The 18,656-nt window shown below is 49.6% G+C and carries 17 protein-coding genes and 1 tRNA gene; all 18 read left to right on the forward strand.

Features of this window, described 5'->3' with window-relative positions; all coding sequences use genetic code 11:
• Positions 1–20: 20 nt before the first annotated feature.
• Positions 21–1,106, forward strand: a complete 1,086-nt coding sequence (locus HMPREF0240_RS07635) for a histidinol-phosphate transaminase (protein ID WP_009002869.1) — start codon at positions 21–23, stop codon at positions 1,104–1,106.
• Entirely contained in the window at positions 1,094–2,614 is a 1,521-nt protein-coding gene (locus HMPREF0240_RS07640; protein WP_009002870.1) for a cobyric acid synthase, read from the forward strand. Before HMPREF0240_RS07635 ends, HMPREF0240_RS07640 begins: the two co-directional genes overlap by 13 nt.
• A complete protein-coding gene (gene hemC, locus HMPREF0240_RS07645; protein ID WP_009002871.1) occupies positions 2,611–3,492 on the forward strand; it encodes a hydroxymethylbilane synthase in 882 nt (293 codons plus the stop codon). Before HMPREF0240_RS07640 ends, hemC begins: the two co-directional genes overlap by 4 nt.
• Position 3,493: 1 nt before the next feature.
• Positions 3,494–5,032: a uroporphyrinogen-III C-methyltransferase gene (gene cobA / locus HMPREF0240_RS07650; protein WP_009002872.1), complete on the forward strand. Its 1,539-nt coding sequence runs from the start codon at positions 3,494–3,496 to the stop codon at positions 5,030–5,032.
• 37 nt (positions 5,033–5,069) lie between these two features.
• The gene (locus tag HMPREF0240_RS07655; RefSeq protein WP_009002873.1) at positions 5,070–5,990 is read left to right on the forward strand and encodes an ABC transporter permease; all 921 of its coding nucleotides are present in this window, start codon (positions 5,070–5,072) and stop codon (positions 5,988–5,990) included.
• Positions 5,987–6,868 (forward strand): ABC transporter permease, encoded by an 882-nt coding sequence (locus HMPREF0240_RS07660; protein ID WP_242833309.1) that lies wholly within the window; start codon positions 5,987–5,989, stop codon positions 6,866–6,868. Before HMPREF0240_RS07655 ends, HMPREF0240_RS07660 begins: the two co-directional genes overlap by 4 nt.
• A gap of 7 nt (positions 6,869–6,875) precedes the next feature.
• Positions 6,876–8,717 (forward strand): ABC transporter ATP-binding protein, encoded by a 1,842-nt coding sequence (locus HMPREF0240_RS07665; RefSeq protein ID WP_009002875.1) that lies wholly within the window; start codon positions 6,876–6,878, stop codon positions 8,715–8,717.
• Positions 8,718–8,727: 10 nt separating this feature from the next.
• Positions 8,728–10,344 (forward strand): peptide ABC transporter substrate-binding protein, encoded by a 1,617-nt coding sequence (locus tag HMPREF0240_RS07670; RefSeq protein ID WP_009002876.1) that lies wholly within the window; start codon positions 8,728–8,730, stop codon positions 10,342–10,344.
• 111 nt (positions 10,345–10,455) lie between these two features.
• Entirely contained in the window at positions 10,456–11,514 is a 1,059-nt protein-coding gene (locus HMPREF0240_RS25305; protein ID WP_009002877.1) for a bifunctional adenosylcobinamide kinase/adenosylcobinamide-phosphate guanylyltransferase, read from the forward strand.
• Positions 11,511–12,146 (forward strand): precorrin-8X methylmutase, encoded by a 636-nt coding sequence (locus tag HMPREF0240_RS07680; protein ID WP_009002878.1) that lies wholly within the window; start codon positions 11,511–11,513, stop codon positions 12,144–12,146. Before HMPREF0240_RS25305 ends, HMPREF0240_RS07680 begins: the two co-directional genes overlap by 4 nt.
• Before the next feature lie 27 nt (positions 12,147–12,173).
• Positions 12,174–12,647: a bifunctional precorrin-2 dehydrogenase/sirohydrochlorin ferrochelatase gene (locus HMPREF0240_RS07685; protein ID WP_035312644.1), complete on the forward strand. Its 474-nt coding sequence runs from the start codon at positions 12,174–12,176 to the stop codon at positions 12,645–12,647.
• A gap of 15 nt (positions 12,648–12,662) precedes the next feature.
• Positions 12,663–12,893, forward strand: coding sequence for a hypothetical protein (locus HMPREF0240_RS07690; RefSeq protein ID WP_009002880.1), 231 nt, complete (start codon positions 12,663–12,665; stop codon positions 12,891–12,893).
• A 316-nt stretch (positions 12,894–13,209) separates the two neighbouring features.
• Positions 13,210–13,280: transfer RNA gene (locus HMPREF0240_RS07695), tRNA-Gly, on the forward strand.
• Positions 13,281–13,956: 676 nt separating this feature from the next.
• Positions 13,957–14,424 (forward strand): hypothetical protein, encoded by a 468-nt coding sequence (locus HMPREF0240_RS07700; protein ID WP_050794505.1) that lies wholly within the window; start codon positions 13,957–13,959, stop codon positions 14,422–14,424.
• A complete protein-coding gene (locus HMPREF0240_RS07705; RefSeq protein ID WP_009002882.1) occupies positions 14,421–15,761 on the forward strand; it encodes a TrkH family potassium uptake protein in 1,341 nt (446 codons plus the stop codon). Before HMPREF0240_RS07700 ends, HMPREF0240_RS07705 begins: the two co-directional genes overlap by 4 nt.
• A gap of 15 nt (positions 15,762–15,776) precedes the next feature.
• Positions 15,777–16,430: a TrkA family potassium uptake protein gene (locus HMPREF0240_RS07710; protein WP_009002883.1), complete on the forward strand. Its 654-nt coding sequence runs from the start codon at positions 15,777–15,779 to the stop codon at positions 16,428–16,430.
• 49 nt (positions 16,431–16,479) lie between these two features.
• A complete protein-coding gene (locus HMPREF0240_RS07715; protein ID WP_009002884.1) occupies positions 16,480–17,916 on the forward strand; it encodes an ATP-binding protein in 1,437 nt (478 codons plus the stop codon).
• Positions 17,917–17,932: 16 nt separating this feature from the next.
• Positions 17,933–18,625, forward strand: coding sequence for a response regulator transcription factor (locus tag HMPREF0240_RS07720; protein ID WP_009002885.1), 693 nt, complete (start codon positions 17,933–17,935; stop codon positions 18,623–18,625).
• Positions 18,626–18,656 lie beyond the last annotated feature (31 nt).

Here is an 18,656-nt window from a genome sequence, read left to right on the forward strand (position 1 = left end):
GGTGAGATAAGGAGGTTTCCATGGATTACGTACACGGCGGAGATATTTACACATACAGAGGAATGACAGACTTTTCCGCAAATATCAATCCTTTCGGGCCCAGCCCGGCGGTGAAAGAGGCGGCATGCCGGGCAATGGACTCGATCGGAGCCTATCCCGACAGCAGGTGCAGGGAGCTCAGGGAAGTTCTTGCAAAGCAGCTTGGGGCGGCTCAGGAGATGCTTGTATTTGGGAATGGGGCAGCGGACCTTATCTTTTCCATTGTATCCGCCGAACATCCGAAACAGGCCGTGCTGACGGCACCTTCCTTTGCGGAATACGGTCAGGCGCTCCAGGCGTCGGGATGTGAGGTCAGATATCATTATCTAAAGGAGGAGGAAAATTTCCGTATTGGAGAGGATTATCTGACTATGCTGACAGAGGATGTGGATATGATTTTTCTCTGTTCCCCGGACAATCCGACCGGAAATGTCATAGATCCCGGCCTGCTGGAGGCGATTGCAGAAAAATGTGAAAGACTGGGAATCCGGATGGTTCTGGATGAATGTTTCCATGAATTTCTGGAAAATCAGGAGATGGTTTTTGCACCGGAAAAAGTGGGGAAGTTTACAAAACTTTTCCTGCTCCGTGCATTTACAAAAATGCATGCCATGCCGGGCCTGCGGCTGGGATATGGAATCTGTTCAGATGAGGAACTGCTGGAAAAACTGGAACGGGTGAGACAGCCGTGGAGTGTATCGTCTCCGGCCCAGGCAGCGGGGCTTGCAGCTTTGAAGGAAATAGACAGAGTAGAACGAACGAGGGCGTTTGTCAGTGAGGAACGGAAAATGATGGAAAAAGATTTTGAAAGAATAGGAGTCAGGTATTTTCCGTCCTCAGCGAATTATATGCTTCTCAAAAGCAGTTATGACTTATTTGTGCTGCTGAAAGAGAAAAAGATACTGATCAGAGACTGCAGCAATTACGAAGGGCTGGAAAAGGGCTTTTACAGGGTGGCCGTGAAAGGCAGGGAGGAAAACCGCCTGCTGATCCGTGCTCTGGAAGAGATCTGCCGGCAGGAAAAAATACAGGAAGCAGAAAGGATGGGAGAACAGTGGCAAAGGTAATTATGATCCAGGGAACAATGTCTAATGCGGGAAAAAGTATACTGGTGGGAGGTCTCTGCAGAGTCTTTCGTCAGGACGGCTACAAAACGGCTCCTTTTAAATCTCAGAACATGGCGCTGAACTCCTACATAACAAAAGAAGGCCTTGAGATGGGCAGAGCCCAGGTTATGCAGGCGGAAGCTGCGGGGATTGAACCCTGTGTGGAGATGAACCCCATCCTTCTGAAACCGACCAATGACACGGGCTCTCAGGTGATAGTGAACGGAGAAGTAACGGGCGTGATGTCTGCGGCAGAGTACTACCGCCATAAAAGAGAATATATTCCGGCGATTCTGGATGCATATCACAAGCTGGAGGAAGAATATGATATCATTGTGATTGAAGGCGCCGGAAGCCCGGCAGAGATCAACCTGAAGGACGATGATATCGTAAATATGGGAATGGCAAGGCTTGTGGATGCTCCCGTTCTTCTCGTAGGCGATATTGACAGGGGCGGTGTGTTTGCACAGATCGTGGGAACTCTGGAGCTTCTGGACCAGGAGGAACGGGACCGGATCAAAGGCACCGTGATCAATAAATTCCGCGGAGACAAGGAGATTCTGCGTCCGGGCCTGGATATGCTGGAAGATAAGACAAAGGTACCGGTGCAGGGAGTGATCCCCTATTTTTACCTTGATATTGACGACGAGGACAGCCTGACAGAACGGTTCGATAAAAAGGGAACCGTGGGAGTTCTGGATATTGCAGTTATCCGTACTCCCCGTATTTCTAATTTTACGGATTTCATGGCACTGGAGTGCATGGAGGGCGTTTCCGTGAGGTATGTATCCACTGCAGGAGAATTCGGCAGTCCGGATGCAGTGATCGTGCCGGGCAGCAAGAATACCATTGAGGATCTGCTGTGGATGCGCCAGAATGGTCTGGAGGCAAAAGTTATCCGCCACGGGACATCGGGAAAGCTGGTATTTGGTATCTGCGGCGGCTATCAGATGCTCGGCGAAGAAATCCTGGACCCACATGGCATGGAGCACAAAGGAGCTGTGAAGGGGATGGGGCTGCTTCCCGTGAAGACTGTGTTCGAACCGCAGAAGACAAGAACCCGGGTCAGCGGACATTTCCAAAACCTGGGCGGTGCCCTGGAGGAACTGAACGGGGTGGAGATTGAAGGCTATGAAATCCATATGGGAACCACAAGTTTTACGGGGGATTATCAGCCGATCCTCACTCTGGAAGATGACGTACAGGGAAAAGCGGCAAAGCAAGACGGTGCGGCATTTGGCTGTGTCTGCGGCTGCTATGTGCATGGGGTCTTTGACCGCCCGGAAGCGGCAGGGGCGGTTGCGGCTGTACTGCTGAAGCAGAAAGGCCTGGACGCCGGTGCTGTAAAAGCGGTGGATCTGGCGGTGTACAAGGAAGAGCAGTATGATAAACTGGCAGACATTATCCGGGAAAATATGGATATGAAAGCGATTTATGAAATCTTGGAGAAAGGAAACCATATATCATGAGTTCAGTCATTCGGATAGGAAGCCGGGAGAGCCGGCTGGCCGTCATTCAGGCGGAAATAGTGAAAGAACTGATACAGAAGAATCATCCTGACATACAGGTCGAACTGGTTACGATGAAGACCACGGGGGATAAAATCCTGGATAAAAGCCTGGAGCTGATCGGCGGCAAGGGATTATTCGTCAAAGAGCTGGATAAAGCACTTTTGGAGGGCAGCATCGATATCTCCGTGCACAGCCTGAAGGATATGCCTATGGAGATCCCAAAAGAACTGCCTATTGCTGCGTACAGCAAAAGGGAAGATCCCAGGGATGCCCTGATCTGCAGGCCGGGCTGCTGTGAGATTCCCGTAGACGGTGTCATCGGGACTTCCAGCAGAAGGCGGTCACTGCAGCTGAAAAAACTGTATCCGGAGTGCACCTTCCGTCAAATACGGGGAAATGTCCAGACACGCCTTCGAAAGCTGGAGGAAGAGGGGTATGACGGAACGATCCTGGCAGCGGCCGGGCTGAGCCGCCTGAACATGGAACATGTGATCGGACGGATCTTCAGTACAGAAGAGATGATCCCCGCGGCGGGCCAGGGGATCCTGGCGGTCCAGGGCAGAAAAGGGGAAGACCATTTCTTCCTGGATTGTGTGGAGAACAAAAAGAGCAGGGCCGAGGCTCTGGCAGAGCGGGAGTTTGTGGCTGTACTGGACGGGGGCTGTACTTCTCCCGTAGCAGCGCACGCGGAAGTAAATGGAAACGAACTGAAGCTGACCGGTTTGTATTACCGCGAGGAGGATGATACTTACTGGACAGAGACAAGAATCGGAAATACGGCGGATGCCAGACAGCTCGGTGCTGCGCTGGCTGAAGAGATGAGACGGAGGGATTGAGATGGAAAAGAGCGGGAAGGTCTGGCTGGCTGGCGCTGGTCCGGGTGATGCAGGGCTTTTGACTGTAAAGACAAAGCAGCTGATGGAAGAGGCGGATGTGATCGTATATGATGCGCTGATCAGCGCAGAGATCCTGAGCCAGATACCGGACGAAAAGGAATTGATACATGTAGGAAAACGCTCCGGACATCATCTGGTTCCTCAGGAGGGCATCAATCAGATACTGCTTGAGGAGGCACAGAAAGGTAAAAAAGTGCTGAGGCTGAAAGGCGGAGACCCGTTTATATTCGGGCGCGGCGGTGAAGAACTGGAGCTTCTGAAAGAAAACGGGATTCCCTTTGAGGTGGTTCCGGGCGTGACCTCTGCGGCAGCAGTGCCTGCCTATGCGGGAATTCCGATTACACACAGAGACTATACTTCTTCCTTTCATGTCATTACGGGACATCCGCGAAAAGACGGAACCAGCAGAATCGATTATCCTTCTCTGGTAGGACTTGGAGGAACACTCGTATTTCTGATGGGAATTGCCTCTATGGAAACCATACTGAAAGGGCTTCGGGATGCAGGAATGGATGATAATACACCTGCGGCGGTATTGGAAAAAGGAACCCTCGCTGCACAGCGGCGGGTAATCTCTACCGTGTCGATGCTACCAGCAGCGGCAAAAGAAGCAGGAATCGGCACACCGGCCATTATTCTGGTGGGAGAGGTCTGCGGGCTGGCAGATACGTTCCACTGGGCGGAGGACCGGTGGCTTGGCGGACGTCAGATCCTCATAACAAGGCCAAAACAGAACAGCTCCAGACTGGCGGCAAAGCTGCGCGGACTGGGGGCACAGGTGATAGAACTTCCGTCCATTGTGACGGAAACGGTCTCTCCCAATCCGGTTCTGAAGGAGGCTCTGGAGAAGTTCGGAACCCGTGCCAAAGAAGAATGGCTTGTATTTACAAGTCCCATCGGTGCAGAAGTCTTTTTCGGACAGCTGGCGGAAATGAAAACAGATGTGCGGCACCTGTTTAAGAGACCTGCAGACATCCGGATTGCCGCCATTGGAAGCGCCACAGAAAAGGCACTCCAGGGTTACGGCCTGTTCCCGGATCTGGTGCCGGAGGTCTATTGTGCGGGCAGTCTGGGAAAAGCACTGGCAGAGGCGGCAGAACCGGGTAGTTTTGTGACGGTTGTCCGTGCTAAGGTTGGTTCAGAGGAACTGCTTCCGCCGTTAAAAGAGGCGGGGCTTGAGGTGGAAGACATAGCGCTTTATGAGACGCTTTATAAGACACACAGCCATATACGGGAGAAAATCACCGGCCTTTTTGAGGATGGAGAGATTGATGCGGTGACATTTACAAGCGCTTCCACGGTCCGTGGTTTTGTGAATGCCATGGAGCTTAAGGACTACAGTCATATACTGGCTGTCTGTATCGGAGAACAGACGGCGGCCGAGGCGGCAAAATACAACATGCAGATCCGGATCGCAGAAAAAGCCTCCATCGACAGCCTGACCGATCTGATCATTGAGGAATTGGGCAAAAAAGAATAATAAGAACAGAGCTGCAGTACGAAAGGAGGAAGTTCAGATGCTGAAATATACAGGTAAGCGGATATTAATTGGGATCCTTTCTCTTTTCGTGCTTGTGACTGCCGCGTTTTTCCTGACCCGTCTAATGCCGGGAAGTCCGTTTCAAAGCGGTAATGTGTCCGAGGATGTCCTGAAATCTATGGAAGAGGAATACGGGCTGGACAGGCCTATGACAGAGCAATACAGGTTGTATCTGGGCAATCTTTTAAAGGGTGATCTGGGTGTTTCGTTTAAGAAGCCGGGAGTGACCGTGGTGGAAGTGATCCGCCGCGCCTGGCCCATGACAGCGGCCCTTGGCGGGCTTGCGATACTGACGGCCGCGGTGTTCGGTACACTGCTTGGCATCTGGCAGGCATCCTCCGGCAAAAAGGCCGTGAGGGGCGGCATCTTTCTGGGTACTATACTGGGAACAGGGATCCCCAATTTCGTCATTGCCCTGCTCTTGATGTTTTTCTTTGGAGTGAAGCTGAAGCTCCTCCCCATTGCAGGCCTGGCAGGTCCGCAGAATTATATCCTGCCTGTGATCTCACTGGCAGTCTATCCGACGGCGGTCATCGCACGGCTGATGCAGAACACTTTCCGGGAGGAAATGCAGAAGGACTATGTCGTGCTGGCAAAGGCTAAGGGGCTGAAACCGGGCAGGACGGCCCTGACCCATATTCTGAAAAATGCCTGGATTCCGGTGCTGAATTACATCGGGCCTGCGGCGGCATTTCTGCTGACCGGAAGTTTTGTGGTTGAGAGCATATTTACCATACCGGGACTGGGACGGGAATTCGTGAATTCCATAGGAAACCGGGATTATACGCTGATCATGGGACTGACTGTATTTATGGGAATTGTAGTGATCGGTATCAATCTTCTAACGGATCTTATGTGTGCATGGCTGGATCCCCGTGTAAGGAGGGCCTGCCGATGAAAAAAGCGATTTACCAGAGAAGATCCCGCGGCGTCTGTCCCACGGATGTTTCTGCGGGAGGATACCAGCGGAAGAGAAATCCTTATGTGTTGACCGGCGGTATTCTGTTGGCAGTACTGATTCTGCTGGCCATCCTTGTGCCGGTATTGTCACCCTATTCATATGAAACACAGAATGTGGAGATTCAAAACGCCGGTTCCTCCCTGCAGCATCTGTTCGGGACGGACAAATTTGGCAGGGATATTTTCGTCAGAGTGTGGTACGGCACAAGAATCAGCCTCCTTGTGGGTGCTGGAAGCGCCCTGTTCTGCGGAGTGATCGGTATCCTGTATGGAAGTATTGCGGGATATGCGGGCCAGAAAACGGACATGCTGATGATGAGGCTTGCGGATGTGATTGATGCAATTCCCTCCCTTTTGTATGTCATTCTTATTATGCTTGTGCTGGGCGCGAATGTGGGCAGTATTTTGCTTGGCATCTGCATATCCGGCTGGATTGACCTGGCAAGGATCGTCCGGGGAGAGATCATGCGGCTGAAAGAGCGGGAGTTTTGTGTTGCGGCCAGGATGGCAGGAGCGGGCACTGTAAGAATCCTGAGAAAACATCTGCTTCCGAACGCGGCAGGACCGGTGATCGTAAACATCACCTTCCAGATACCAAAGGCGATCTTTACAGAGGCGTTCCTGAGCTTTGTGGGCGTAGGCATCGCCGCGCCAGTGGCGAGTCTGGGGACATTGATACAGGATGCGAGGAGCCAGATGCAGGTCTATCCGTCCCAGATGTTTTATCCCATCGTAGTGCTGTGTATTTTGATATTATCTGTAAATCTGATTGGGGCAGGGCTTGAGCGGGCGTCCCGTCTGGAAGAGGAAGGTTAATGGGAAAATGAATGTATTGAGTGTACAGGATTTAAGCGTACAATTTCATGACAGACATGCAAAAGGCGAGGCTGTGAGCGGACTTAGCCTTGAGATCGCCCCTGGAGAGATCGTGGGAATCGTGGGGGAGTCAGGCTCAGGGAAGAGTACTGCCATGCAGGCGGTCCTGGGACTGCTTCCCGAACGTGCGGAGGTGATGAGCGGGAAAATGCTTCTGAACGGAGACTCGATTGCGCCTCCCCCTTACAGAGACGGCAGGCCCCAGAAGCAGGAACAGAAGGCCTACGAGAAAAAGATGCAGCAAATCCGCGGCAGTCAGATTGCCATGGTGTTTCAGGATCCGCTGTCTTATCTGAACCCGACGGTAAAGATCGGCAGGCAGATCACGGAAGCGGTGCGTGTCCACAATAAAAACTGCAGCCGGGCACAGGCAAAGGTAAGAGCTGCGGAACTGCTGGATATGGCAGGGCTGCGGCGTCCAAAAGAGAGCCTGGACAAGTATCCTTTTGAAATGTCAGGCGGGATGCGCCAGCGCGCGGCAATCGCAATCGCACTGGCGTGTGAACCGAAGCTGCTGATTGCCGATGAGCCAACTACGGCGCTGGACGTGACGGTCCAGGGCCAGATCCTTAAGCTGCTGGCCAGGATTGCCGAGGAGACGGCGACGGCGATTCTGCTTGTGAGCCATGATCTTGGGGTAATCGCATCGGTCTGCCAGCGGGTTCTTGTCATGCAGAACGGAAAGATGGTAGAGGAAGGCACGGTGGAGGAGATTTTTTATGATCCCCGCCAGGAATATACACGGCTTCTGATCGAGCGGGCATCGGGCCTGTGTGCTCTGACAGAAAAAAAGGTATCAGGTGAGGCGCTTCTCACCCTTAAGAATGTAACAAAGAGTTACCACAGCGGAAGAAGAAACTTGGATCAGAAGAAATATGAAGCAGTGAGAGATGTCTCCTTTGAGTTATATAAGGGGGAGACATACGGGCTGGTCGGAGAGAGCGGATGCGGAAAAACGACAGTCGCCAAAATGATAACCGGAGTCCATGCTCCTTCCGGGGGCGCTGTGCTTTACCACGGAGAAGAGCTGGTGGGGATGCAGCGCCAGATTCAGATGGTATTCCAGGACCCCTATGCGTCGCTGAATCCGAGAATGACAATCCGGGAGACACTGGAAGAGCCTCTGATTCTGAATACATCGGATTCTCCGGAAATCCGAAAAGAAAAGGTGACGGAGATTATGAAAATGGCCGGACTTCCCCAGGAAGATGCCGGTAAATATCCACGGGCTTTTTCAGGGGGCCAGCGCCAGCGTATCGGGATTGCAAGGGCTTTGATGCTGAGGCCGGAGCTGATCGTATGTGACGAGCCGGTTTCTGCGCTGGATGTTTCGATCCAGGAGCAGATACTGGAGCTGCTGGAGCAGATTCAGAGGGAAACAAAAGTGTCCTACCTGTTTATTTCTCATGATTTAAATGTGGTAAAAAGAATCAGCCAGAGACTCGGGGTTATGTACGCCGGAAGCATTGTAGAATCCGGGGCTACAGAGTCCGTCTATGAAGATCCCTGGCATCCCTATACGAAAGCACTGCTGTCGGCAATACTGACACCGGATCCGCGGACGGCGAGAAGGCGGCGGAAAATGGCGGCCGGCGGAGAACAGGAAAAAGAGGTACAATACGATACGGGCTGCCCCTTTGTCTCCAGATGCGGATATGCCATGGAGTGCTGCCATGCAGACAGGCCAAAGACCTACTGTTTTGGTGACAGAAAGGTTGCCTGTTTCCTGTATTCTGAAGAATACACCGGCAGAAGAAGCAATGATTATAAGATGACATCACAGATTTAAGGAGAAAAGCATGAAAAAAATACTGAGTGTTCTATTGACCGTGTCCCTGATCGGCACATTTGTACTGGGCGGATGCGGCAGCAAGGGAAAAGAGGAGAAAACAAAAGAGAGTAAGGAGATCGTTGTGGCCACGAACAGCGAAACAGGGGGGCTTGATCCGGCGGGAATGATCGCTTTGACCTATCTTGCATATTCGGTTTCCGCACTGGACGAGCTGCTGACTTACAATGAAGACGGTGAGATCGAGTACCGGGCGGCTGAATCCTATGAAGTCAATGACGATTCCACGGTCTGGACCTTCCATCTGCGCAAAGAAGCTGCCTGGTCAGACGGAACTCCTGTAACAAGTGCGGATTTTCTAAACACGATGGTCAGGTCTCTGGATCCAAAAAGTGGCAATGGATATGCCAATTACCTGTTCCCTATTAAAAATGCGGAAGCTATTTACAATGGGGAAGCGGATGCGGACAGTCTGGGCGTGGAAACGCCGGATGACGATACGCTCATATTTACACTGGAAAAACCCTGTGTATATTTTCTGGATCTGCTGCGGCTTCCGGTCTACACACCGTCCTGTACAAAATATGCGGACTCTGTGGACAGCGGATGGGACAAGGATCCGGCAACCAGCGTATCCAATGGCCCGTTTCATTTAACTGAATATGTGGCAGAGCAATATTTTGTCCTGGAAAAGAATCCGGAATACTGGAATGCCGACCAGGTGAAACTGGACAAAATTACCTACCGTTTCTTTGATGACACGCAGTCTATGGCAAATGCGTATGAGACAGGTGAGGTAGATGTTGCTCCGTCTCTCCAGTCCTCTGTGATGGAACTGTACGAAGGAAAGGATGATCTGGTGATCACGGATACAATTGCTACCAGATATATCTATCCGAACCTGAATGTAGAACCGCTGGACGATGTGAGGGTGAGGAAGGCAATCAACCTTGCAATCAACCGGGAGGAGCTCTGCCAGATCGTGGGAGAGGATACAGAACCTACCGTGAATTTTATTGCAAAGTATATGAAGGATAAAACCACCGGTGAATATTTCGTGGACGGAGCAGAACCGCCCTTTGAGGAAAATCTGGAAGAAGCCAGGAAACTGCTTGCGGAAGCAGGATATCCAAATGGAGAGGGCTTCCCGAAGCTGACTTATAATTATCCTTCACTTGAAATGGACTCTGATACGGCTCAGGTTTTCAAGGAACAGCTGAAAAAGAACCTGAACATTGACATCGAACTCAATGCCCAGGAACTGCAGGTGAATTACACGGAACGCCGGGCAGGCAATTTTGACCTGTGCAGAATGAACTGGACTGCAGACTTTGCGGATCCTTATACGTACCTGTCCATGCTGCTTTCTAACGGAACCTATAACTGCAGCGGTGTTCAGAATGAAAAGTATGACAGTCTGGTAGCACAGTCTGATACGGAGACTGATCCGCAGAAGCGGGCGGAGTTGATGCATGAGGCAGAGAAGCTGGCAGTGGGGGAAGAGTTCTATATTATTCCGCTGTATTCCATGAAGAGCTGTAATTTGATCCGTCCGGAGATTACCCAAGTTACACAGAATCCTGCTACCGGTGCTTTGGAATACCGGTATGCGGATGTTGTTAAATAGTAAATATTCATAAGCAGGGATATTCAAAGGCAGGAATTACTGAGAAGCAGACAGACTTTTAGAGATAGGAAATGAACAGTAATGCAAGTAAAGCACGAAAGGAGCAGAGCGATGTTTTATGTAGTGACGGGGGGCAGCGGCAGCGGAAAATCGGCTTTTGCAGAGGATCTGATCTGCCGGAATCATGATGTCTCCGGGACAGGTCAGTCCGGGGACAGCCTGATCTATATTGCGACAATGGTTCCTTACGGGGAGGAGACAAAGAGAAAGATCCGGCGTCACCGTGAAATGCGTATGAATAAAGGCTTCTCCACAATAGAGTGCTATACGGGGCTGGATGCCCTGACAGAGAATGGCGGGCTGCCGAGTGCTGATGCGGCGGACTGTCCCGGAGAACTGGGTAAGCCCAGTGTTCTGCTGGAGTGCATGTCCAATCTGGTGGCAAACGAAATCTACGAACCGGGAGGAGCAGGAAATGACACGGCTGCGGTCGTACTCTCAGGAATAGAGAAACTGAGAAAGCAATGCCGCCATCTGGTCGTAGTGACCAATGAGATCTGTTCCGAATCCGCCGAGGATTCCAGCGAGATGATATTATATAAAAAAATGCTTGCAAAGATTAACCGGGGAATGTCTGCAAAAGCGGATGGAGTTGCAGAAGTTGTATATGGGATTCCTGCCTTTATAAAAGGGCAGATCCCGGAATATCTGAAACAGGAGGGAAAGGGAAATATCATGCAGAAAGAAGCAAAGGAGGGAGGCAGCGTGTCCTCCGCCTCCCTGAAAATGGTGATAGGCGGAGCTTATCAGGGAAAACGTAATTTTGCTGAAAAGACTTATGGAACCATACAGTGGGCCGACGGTGCCGACTGTCCGCTGGAAGCACTGTACACCTGCAGAGGTATTTTTCATTTCGAACAATACATAAAAAGAAGAATGCAAAGCGGGGACACTCTGGAAGGGCTGGCAGATTCCATTGCCAGGCGCAACCCGGAGCTTGTGATTGTTACGAGGGAGATTGGATATGGGCTGGTGCCCGTCGATGCATTCGAGAGAGATTACAGAGAGAAAACGGGGCGCATCTGCACAGAACTGGCAGCTTATGCATCCAGAGTGGACCGCGTCATATGTGGGATCGGGGTTTTGCTGAAAGGAGAAAGAGAATCATGAATTATATAAATCTGGAGAAAGTACTGCCCGGAGAAATAGAGGCAAGAAGTTTTGAAATCATTACAGAAGAGCTGGGTGGGACACCTTTGATTCCGGGAACGGAGCCGATCGTAAAACGCTGTATCCATACCAGCGCTGATTTTGATTATGCGCAGAATCTGGTCTTTTCAGAGGGCGTTGTGGAACGTGCACTGGAGGCCTTAAAAAATGGGGCATCTATCGTCACAGACACACAGATGGGAAAAGCAGGAATCAACAAGAAGAAACTGGCTAAATATGGAGGTAAGGTTTATTGTTTTATGGCCGATGAGGATATTGCCAGATCGGCAAAGGAAAACGGGACCACCCGTGCCACAGCGAGCATGGAGAAGGCAGCCGCTCTGGACGAAAAATTGATCTTTGCTATCGGAAATGCACCAACTGCGCTGGTGCAGCTTTATGAGATGGTTCAGGAGAAGAAGCTACGCCCGGAGCTGATCATTGCAGTGCCGGTCGGATTTGTGAATGTCGTACAGTCAAAAGAATTAATTCTGGAACTTAATGACACTCCGTCTATAGTAGCCAGGGGCAGAAAAGGCGGAAGTAACATCGCAGCATGCATTTGCAATGCTCTGTTGTATATGCTCGATTGATAAAGACTGAAGAAAGAGGGGGAAAAGATGGAGAAAGCGTATTTCCCAATGTTTGTAGATCTGTCGGAAAAGAAGATCGTCATTGTGGGCGGCGGAAAGATCGCGGCCAGGAGGGCAGAAACTCTTACCCTCTTTGCTTCGGACATAACGGTCATAGCTCCGGAATTCTCAGAGGCGATGGAAAAACTTGCGGCTAAGGAGAAGCTCCACTGTGAGCGCCGAACGTACAGACCCGGTGATATCAAGGAAGCGGATATGGTTCTGGCCGCCACCAATAATATAGAGCTCAATCACAGTATAGCCGGGGAATGCAGAGAACTTGAACGGTCCGGCGGCAGGAGAATACTGCTCAGTGTGGCAGACGACAGGAGCCTGTGCGATTTTTATTTCCCATCCGTCATTCAAAAGGATGAGATCGTAATAGGAATCAATTCCGGCGGAAGCGATCCTGGAAAGGTAAAACAGTTCCGGAAAGAGCTGGAGAAAAAAATGGGATTATAGAAAAAGGAGTACGTTATGAGAACCATGGAATTTACGATAGAAAATATAGGAGCATTCAGCATCGGGCAGACCCTGGAGGTGACGGAGGGAAAACTTCCGACATCCTACTTTTATACAATAGAACATGCTCTGGGGATGAGTGGTAACTTTAAAAATGCAGATCGGTTAAAAACAAGAAAAGGAACCGTCGTGGAGATAAAAGAAACTCCAAGGTTCCACGTAGCAGTACTGGAATTTGACGAGTAAACTTCAAAGGGGTCAGACCCCTTTGAAGACCCTTCTGAATTTAGTAAACTTTTTTATTGCTCATGCTTCTGCCTTCCATTTTTGAATGAGCTTTTCAACATCTTTTTAACGGGAGTTCTCGACAATGTGATAATCATTATAAACAGTCTTTTAGATCCTGTCTCTGCTGTGCTAATCCTTTTTCATCATGGGTATTGAGTGGTAACAGTAATTCTCTATTGTCTAGGCATGATGAAATAGCGGTGAAATAGCCATTATGAAATATAAAAAACAACTTGATTTTGAAAATGAAACGATGTATAATAATCTTTGTGATGCAGATATAGTTCATTGGTAGAACGCCAGCTTCCCAAGCTGGAGAGGCGGGTCCGATTCCCGTTATCTGCTTATTTTAATGCCCGTAGATACGGGGTTTTATGACATGTGGGGTATCAAGTAGGGTATCAGACGTATGTTGGAGTGTGCATGATCTCAAAATATTATGTTAATCGGTCAGCTGCTTTCACGGCTTTCCTCTAACTGCCGCTATGCTCGCTAAAAGCATTTCCAACAGGACAGGTTCTTTTCACAGTCCGTCCCGGCTCACGGTAAGCTAGGTTCATCCGCCGATAGGAAAGAACTCTTTCCCTGGTTGGATCCCAGAACGGGCCAGCGGATGGAATAGAATTGGTGTAACTTTCATATCCCCAGTAGATTCAAAAATAGTTTTTTACAGTATATTTAATATAATGAATCTCTTTCCGGCAAGCGACACTAAGTCCCTTCTTGCAGATGAACGATTACGCGCCGTCAGTCAACATCCGTTGCTCCGGTCAGGGATCCCCTCCGGGCAACAAGCCCTTTCCTACCGTCCGGAAGAGCCAGCATTTCGCAGCGGCATATACAGCCCCAGTACCTCCCCGTCATCCCTGTCATTAAGCGTCCCCCATCCGTTCCCGCAACTAAAGCGCGTGAACTAAATCCCTATTTCTCTAAACACAATCTTAATACAAAGCGATTTAATTTTATCACCGCCTAAACGCCCAAAAGATTATGATAGAGGTAAGAAAAGAGGGTGATGGTTATGTTGACAAATTTAATTTTAGGAATTATTGTAACAGCAGGAATGCTGTACGGCCTCTACCTGATGAGGGGCATTGATCATTTCCTGGACGAGGAAAAGAAGCTTCAGAAAAAAGACAGGAAGAAAGAATATGCAGTAATATTTGGCAAGAGCAGTGAAGAAGAAAAAATCGCTGCATGGTTCGAAAAAGCAGGAATACGGCCGATTTATCTGGAAAGTATTTATATTGATAAGAGCTGGAAACAGGTAAACTATCTGGCAGCGGTTTCAGGCTCCGATATCGATAACCTGTCGGTCTGCAATTTGTTCCGCAAGATGTATCCGGGTACGCAGATGTTCAGTATCTGTAACGAAAAGAGCAATCTGAAGCTTTACAGGCAGTCACACATCAATGTATTCACTGAGAAGGAAGAACTGCTGCAGCGGCTGGAGCTGCTGGCAATGGAAAATGAGGTTGGTGCGGCATGAAACTGTTTACAAAGCATCTGACTCAGACTCAGATGATCGTTCTGGGGTACTTTATTATTATTTTTTTAGGGGCCGGGCTTCTGATGCTGCCGATATCCACAAAGGCAGGAGTGAGCACCCCCTTCGTTGATGCGCTGTTCACTTCGACCTCGGCGTCATGTGTGACAGGACTGGTCATAGCGGATACATTCCGGTACTGGTCTACTTTCGGGCAATGTGTCATTCTCTGCATTATACAGATCGGCGGGCTGGGATTTATGACCATAGGCGTGTGTTTTGCGATTCTCCTGCGGAGGAAAATCGGCCTCTGGACAAGAGGGACGCTTCAGGAAAGCGTAAACATTATGCAGGTGGGCGGTATCGTCAGACTGGCAAAAAAGATTATCGTGGGAACTGCCATTTTCGAGGGCATGGGGGCGCTGATCCTGGCGCTGAGATTCAGCCGGGACATGAGCCTTGGAAAAGCGGTATATTTCGGAATCTTCCACTCCATATCCGCTTTCTGCAACGCCGGATTTGATCTGATGGGAGAGAGCGGAGCATATTCCTCTTTCACACAATATTATAATGACCCGACCGTGAACCTGGTTATAATGAGCCTGATTGTCATAGGCGGAATCGGGTTTTTTGTGTGGAATGATATTTCTGTGAACAAACTGAAGTTCCGGAAGTACCGGCTGCATACTAAAATTGTACTTATATCGACAGCAGTACTGATTTTCGGAGGAGCGGCGCTGCTCTTTTTCTTTGAGAAAAATAATACGATAGCCGGTATGCCTTTTGGGGACCAGGTGCTCTGCTCTCTGTTCGGCTCCGTAACGGCAAGAACGGCGGGATTCAATACAGTGGATACGGCTGCACTTACTGACAGCAGTAAAATTCTGACTTCCATCCTGATGTTTATAGGGGGAAGCCCCGGGTCCACAGCAGGAGGAATAAAGACAACGACTTTCGTGGTACTGTTGGTCTATGTACACGCAAATCTGCGCAAGGAGATGCACTGTAATGTGATGGGAAGACGGCTGGATGAGGATTCCATCAGGAAGGCCAGTGCCGTATTGTGTATCAATCTGTTTTCTGTGATTATGGCCGTGCTGATTATCGTAACCGTACAGCCGGCGGCAGTAACCGATGTGGCCTTTGAAGTCGTGTCGGCGATTGGAACCGTTGGAATGTCCACGGGTATCACAAGAGATATGGAGACCGTTTCTAAACTGGTGCTGATATTCCTGATGTATTGCGGAAGAATCGGAAGCATGACATTTGCCCTCTCCCTGAGAGGACACAAGACAGAGGCGCCGGTGAAGGTGCCTGCTGAAAAGATTATGATAGGATAAACAGAGGTGAATAATATGAAATCAGTTTTAATTATTGGGCTTGGCAGACTGGGGCACCATTTATGCATCAATATGTCACAGCTGGGCAATGAAGTGATGATAGTAGACCGGGATGAAGAATGTATGCAGGATCTTTTACCTTACGCCACGATGGCAAAAGTGGGCGACTGTACGAATGAGGATGTGTTAAGAAGCCTTGGTGTCGGGAATTTTGATATCTGCTTTGTGTGCATTGGTTCTAATTTCCAGAGCAGCCTGGAGATCACCAGCCTCATCAAAGAGATGGGCGCAACATACGTGGTGAGCAAGGCAAACAGGGACATCCATGCAAAATTTCTGCTGAGAAACGGCGCTGACGAAGTAATTTATCCGGACCGTGATATTGCCGAACGTCTGGCGGTGAAGCACAGCGCCAACCATGTATTCGACTATATTGAGCTGACCGAGGGATACTCTATTTTTGAGATTCCACCGGTAGAGGACTGGATTGGAAAGAGCATCCGCCAGCTGGCCATCCGTTCCAAATATCATGTCAGTATACTTGGTATCAAGAAGAACGGGCATCTGCAGCTGCTTCCACAGGCGGACCGCCTTCTGGAGAGAGAGGATCATCTGATGGTGGTTGGGCTGAAAAAGGACATCGACAGAATATTGGCAAACATAAGGTAAAGTGTTATGATAGTACAAAATCAGTAGAAGAGCAGTACGGGAGGCAGCCATGGACGGGATCGGAAAAACGATCAGGAAAATTGCAAAAAATAAAAAGCTCAACTATGCGCTGCGGACAATACTGATCGTATTGTCTGCCAGCCTGGTATGCCTGCTGCTCAATCAGTTCGGGGTGGAAAAGGAAAACGGGCTGATGGTTTTTATGGTGGCCGTACTTCTGATCAGTGTATTTACAAAAGGGTATGAATATGGCATTATTGGTGCTATTGTAAGCGTTATGATGTTCAATTATTTTTTTACAGTTCCCGTGCATACGTTTGCGATCATGAATCCGAACGATGTGGCTCTGATGGGATTTTTCCTCATTACAGCCTGTATATCCTCCAGTCTGACGGCACGCTTCCAGAAGCAGCTGGTGATTGCCCAGAGCAGTGAGGAGACGGCGCTGAGGCTCTATGAGATGTCTGAGAAGTTTATTAATGTGACAGGGAAAGACAATATTATTCAGCTGGGAATCCGCTATATCTATGAACATACGGGATATGAGAGCATCGTCGAACTGGAGGGGGAGACGATTGCCCCCGGCACAGGCAAAGAGTACACTTCCAAGGATTACCTGATGTTCCCGATTATCGGAATGGTCAGGCAGCTGGGGACGTTAAAGGTGTTCAACCACAACCTGGGGCTGGCGGCGGAAGCTGAGATGCTGGTGAAAACGGCGGCCAACCAGATTGGAATCGCTCTGGACCGGGAACTGATCTATGCCGAGCAGGAGCAGACCAAACTGGAGGTACAGAGGGAACATATGAAGAGCAGCATGCTGCGCAGCATTTCCCACGACTTTCGGACGCCTTTAACCGGGATTATGGGAGACTGCAGCCTCATGATTGAGAACCATTCTATGGATAAACACACCAGAGACGACCTGCTTCATGACATTACAGAACAGTCCATGTGGCTGATGAAGATGATGGAAAATGTTCTGAGCATGACGAAGATCGAGAGCGGGCAGCAGTTTATCGAAAAGCATCCGGAGGTTGTCGATGATATAGTCTACGAGGTGCAGAAGCATGTGATCGGCCTGAAAAACAGAAGAGATTTTAGGGTGTCCCTGCCCGATCAGGTGGTAGTAGCCGAGATGGACGGGAAGATGATCATGCAGGTCCTTGTAAATCTGCTGGACAACGCGGTGAAACATACTCAGGATGGCGGAAGCATTTCTTTGAATGTTTCCTACCGGGAAAACAGAGTTTATTTTGTCGTGAAAGATGACGGTGACGGAATAGAAGAGGATATGAAGGAAAAGATATTCAATGAATTCGTCTCCCTCTCGGATAAGAGTACGGACAGTAAGCGCGGGATCGGACTGGGCCTTGCGATCTGTAAAGAAGTGGTCGAAGCCCACGGCGGAAAGATATGGGCGGAAAACCGCAGGGAAGGCGGAGCCAGGTTTACATTCTGGCTGGAAGCAAGAATCGCAGAATAATAAACGGGTGATATAGATGAACGAGAAAAAGACCATTTTAATTGTTGAAGATGATAAATATATTGTAAACTTCATGAGTATGACATTAAAAGATGAGGGATACGGCTATTATGTGGCAAAATCCGTAAAGGAGGCCATCAGTCTTTTTTATGCGAACCGGCCGGATATGATCCTTCTGGATCTGGGGCTTCCGGACGGAGAAGGCCTGGAAGTGGTGAAGAATGTCAGAGAGCTGTCCAGTACCCCCATTATCGTCGTTTCAGCCAGGCAGGAAGAGCAGGAAAAGATTCAGGCTCTGGATGCGGGGGCAGACGATTATGTTACGAAACCCTTTTACATGGGAGAGCTGATGGCGCGAATCAGGGTTGCCATGCGCAAGAGGGAGAGGATGGCTCCGGAGAGTGCTCAGGAGATGTTCCGCCAGGATTATCTGACCGTAGACTATACGAAGAGGAGTGTTCTGGTTGACAATGAGGAGATACATCTCACCCCCATAGAGTACAAGATCCTGACGCTTCTCATTGCAAACCGCGGAAAAGTATTGACTCATAATTATATTTTAAAAGAAATATGGGGCTATGGAGAAGGCGTAGAGGCAGGAACACTCCGGGTGTTCATGGCGACACTGCGCAGAAAGATAGAGAAAAATCCCGCAGAGCCGCGGTTTATTGTAACAGAGGTGGGTGTAGGATACCGGTTTAAAGAATAGGGCGAATCTGCCCGTTTTCTCTGTTCAGCCG

Source organism: Clostridium sp. D5, assembly GCF_000190355.1.
In the GTDB taxonomy this organism is placed as follows: domain Bacteria; phylum Bacillota; class Clostridia; order Lachnospirales; family Lachnospiraceae; genus Faecalicatena; species Faecalicatena fissicatena_A.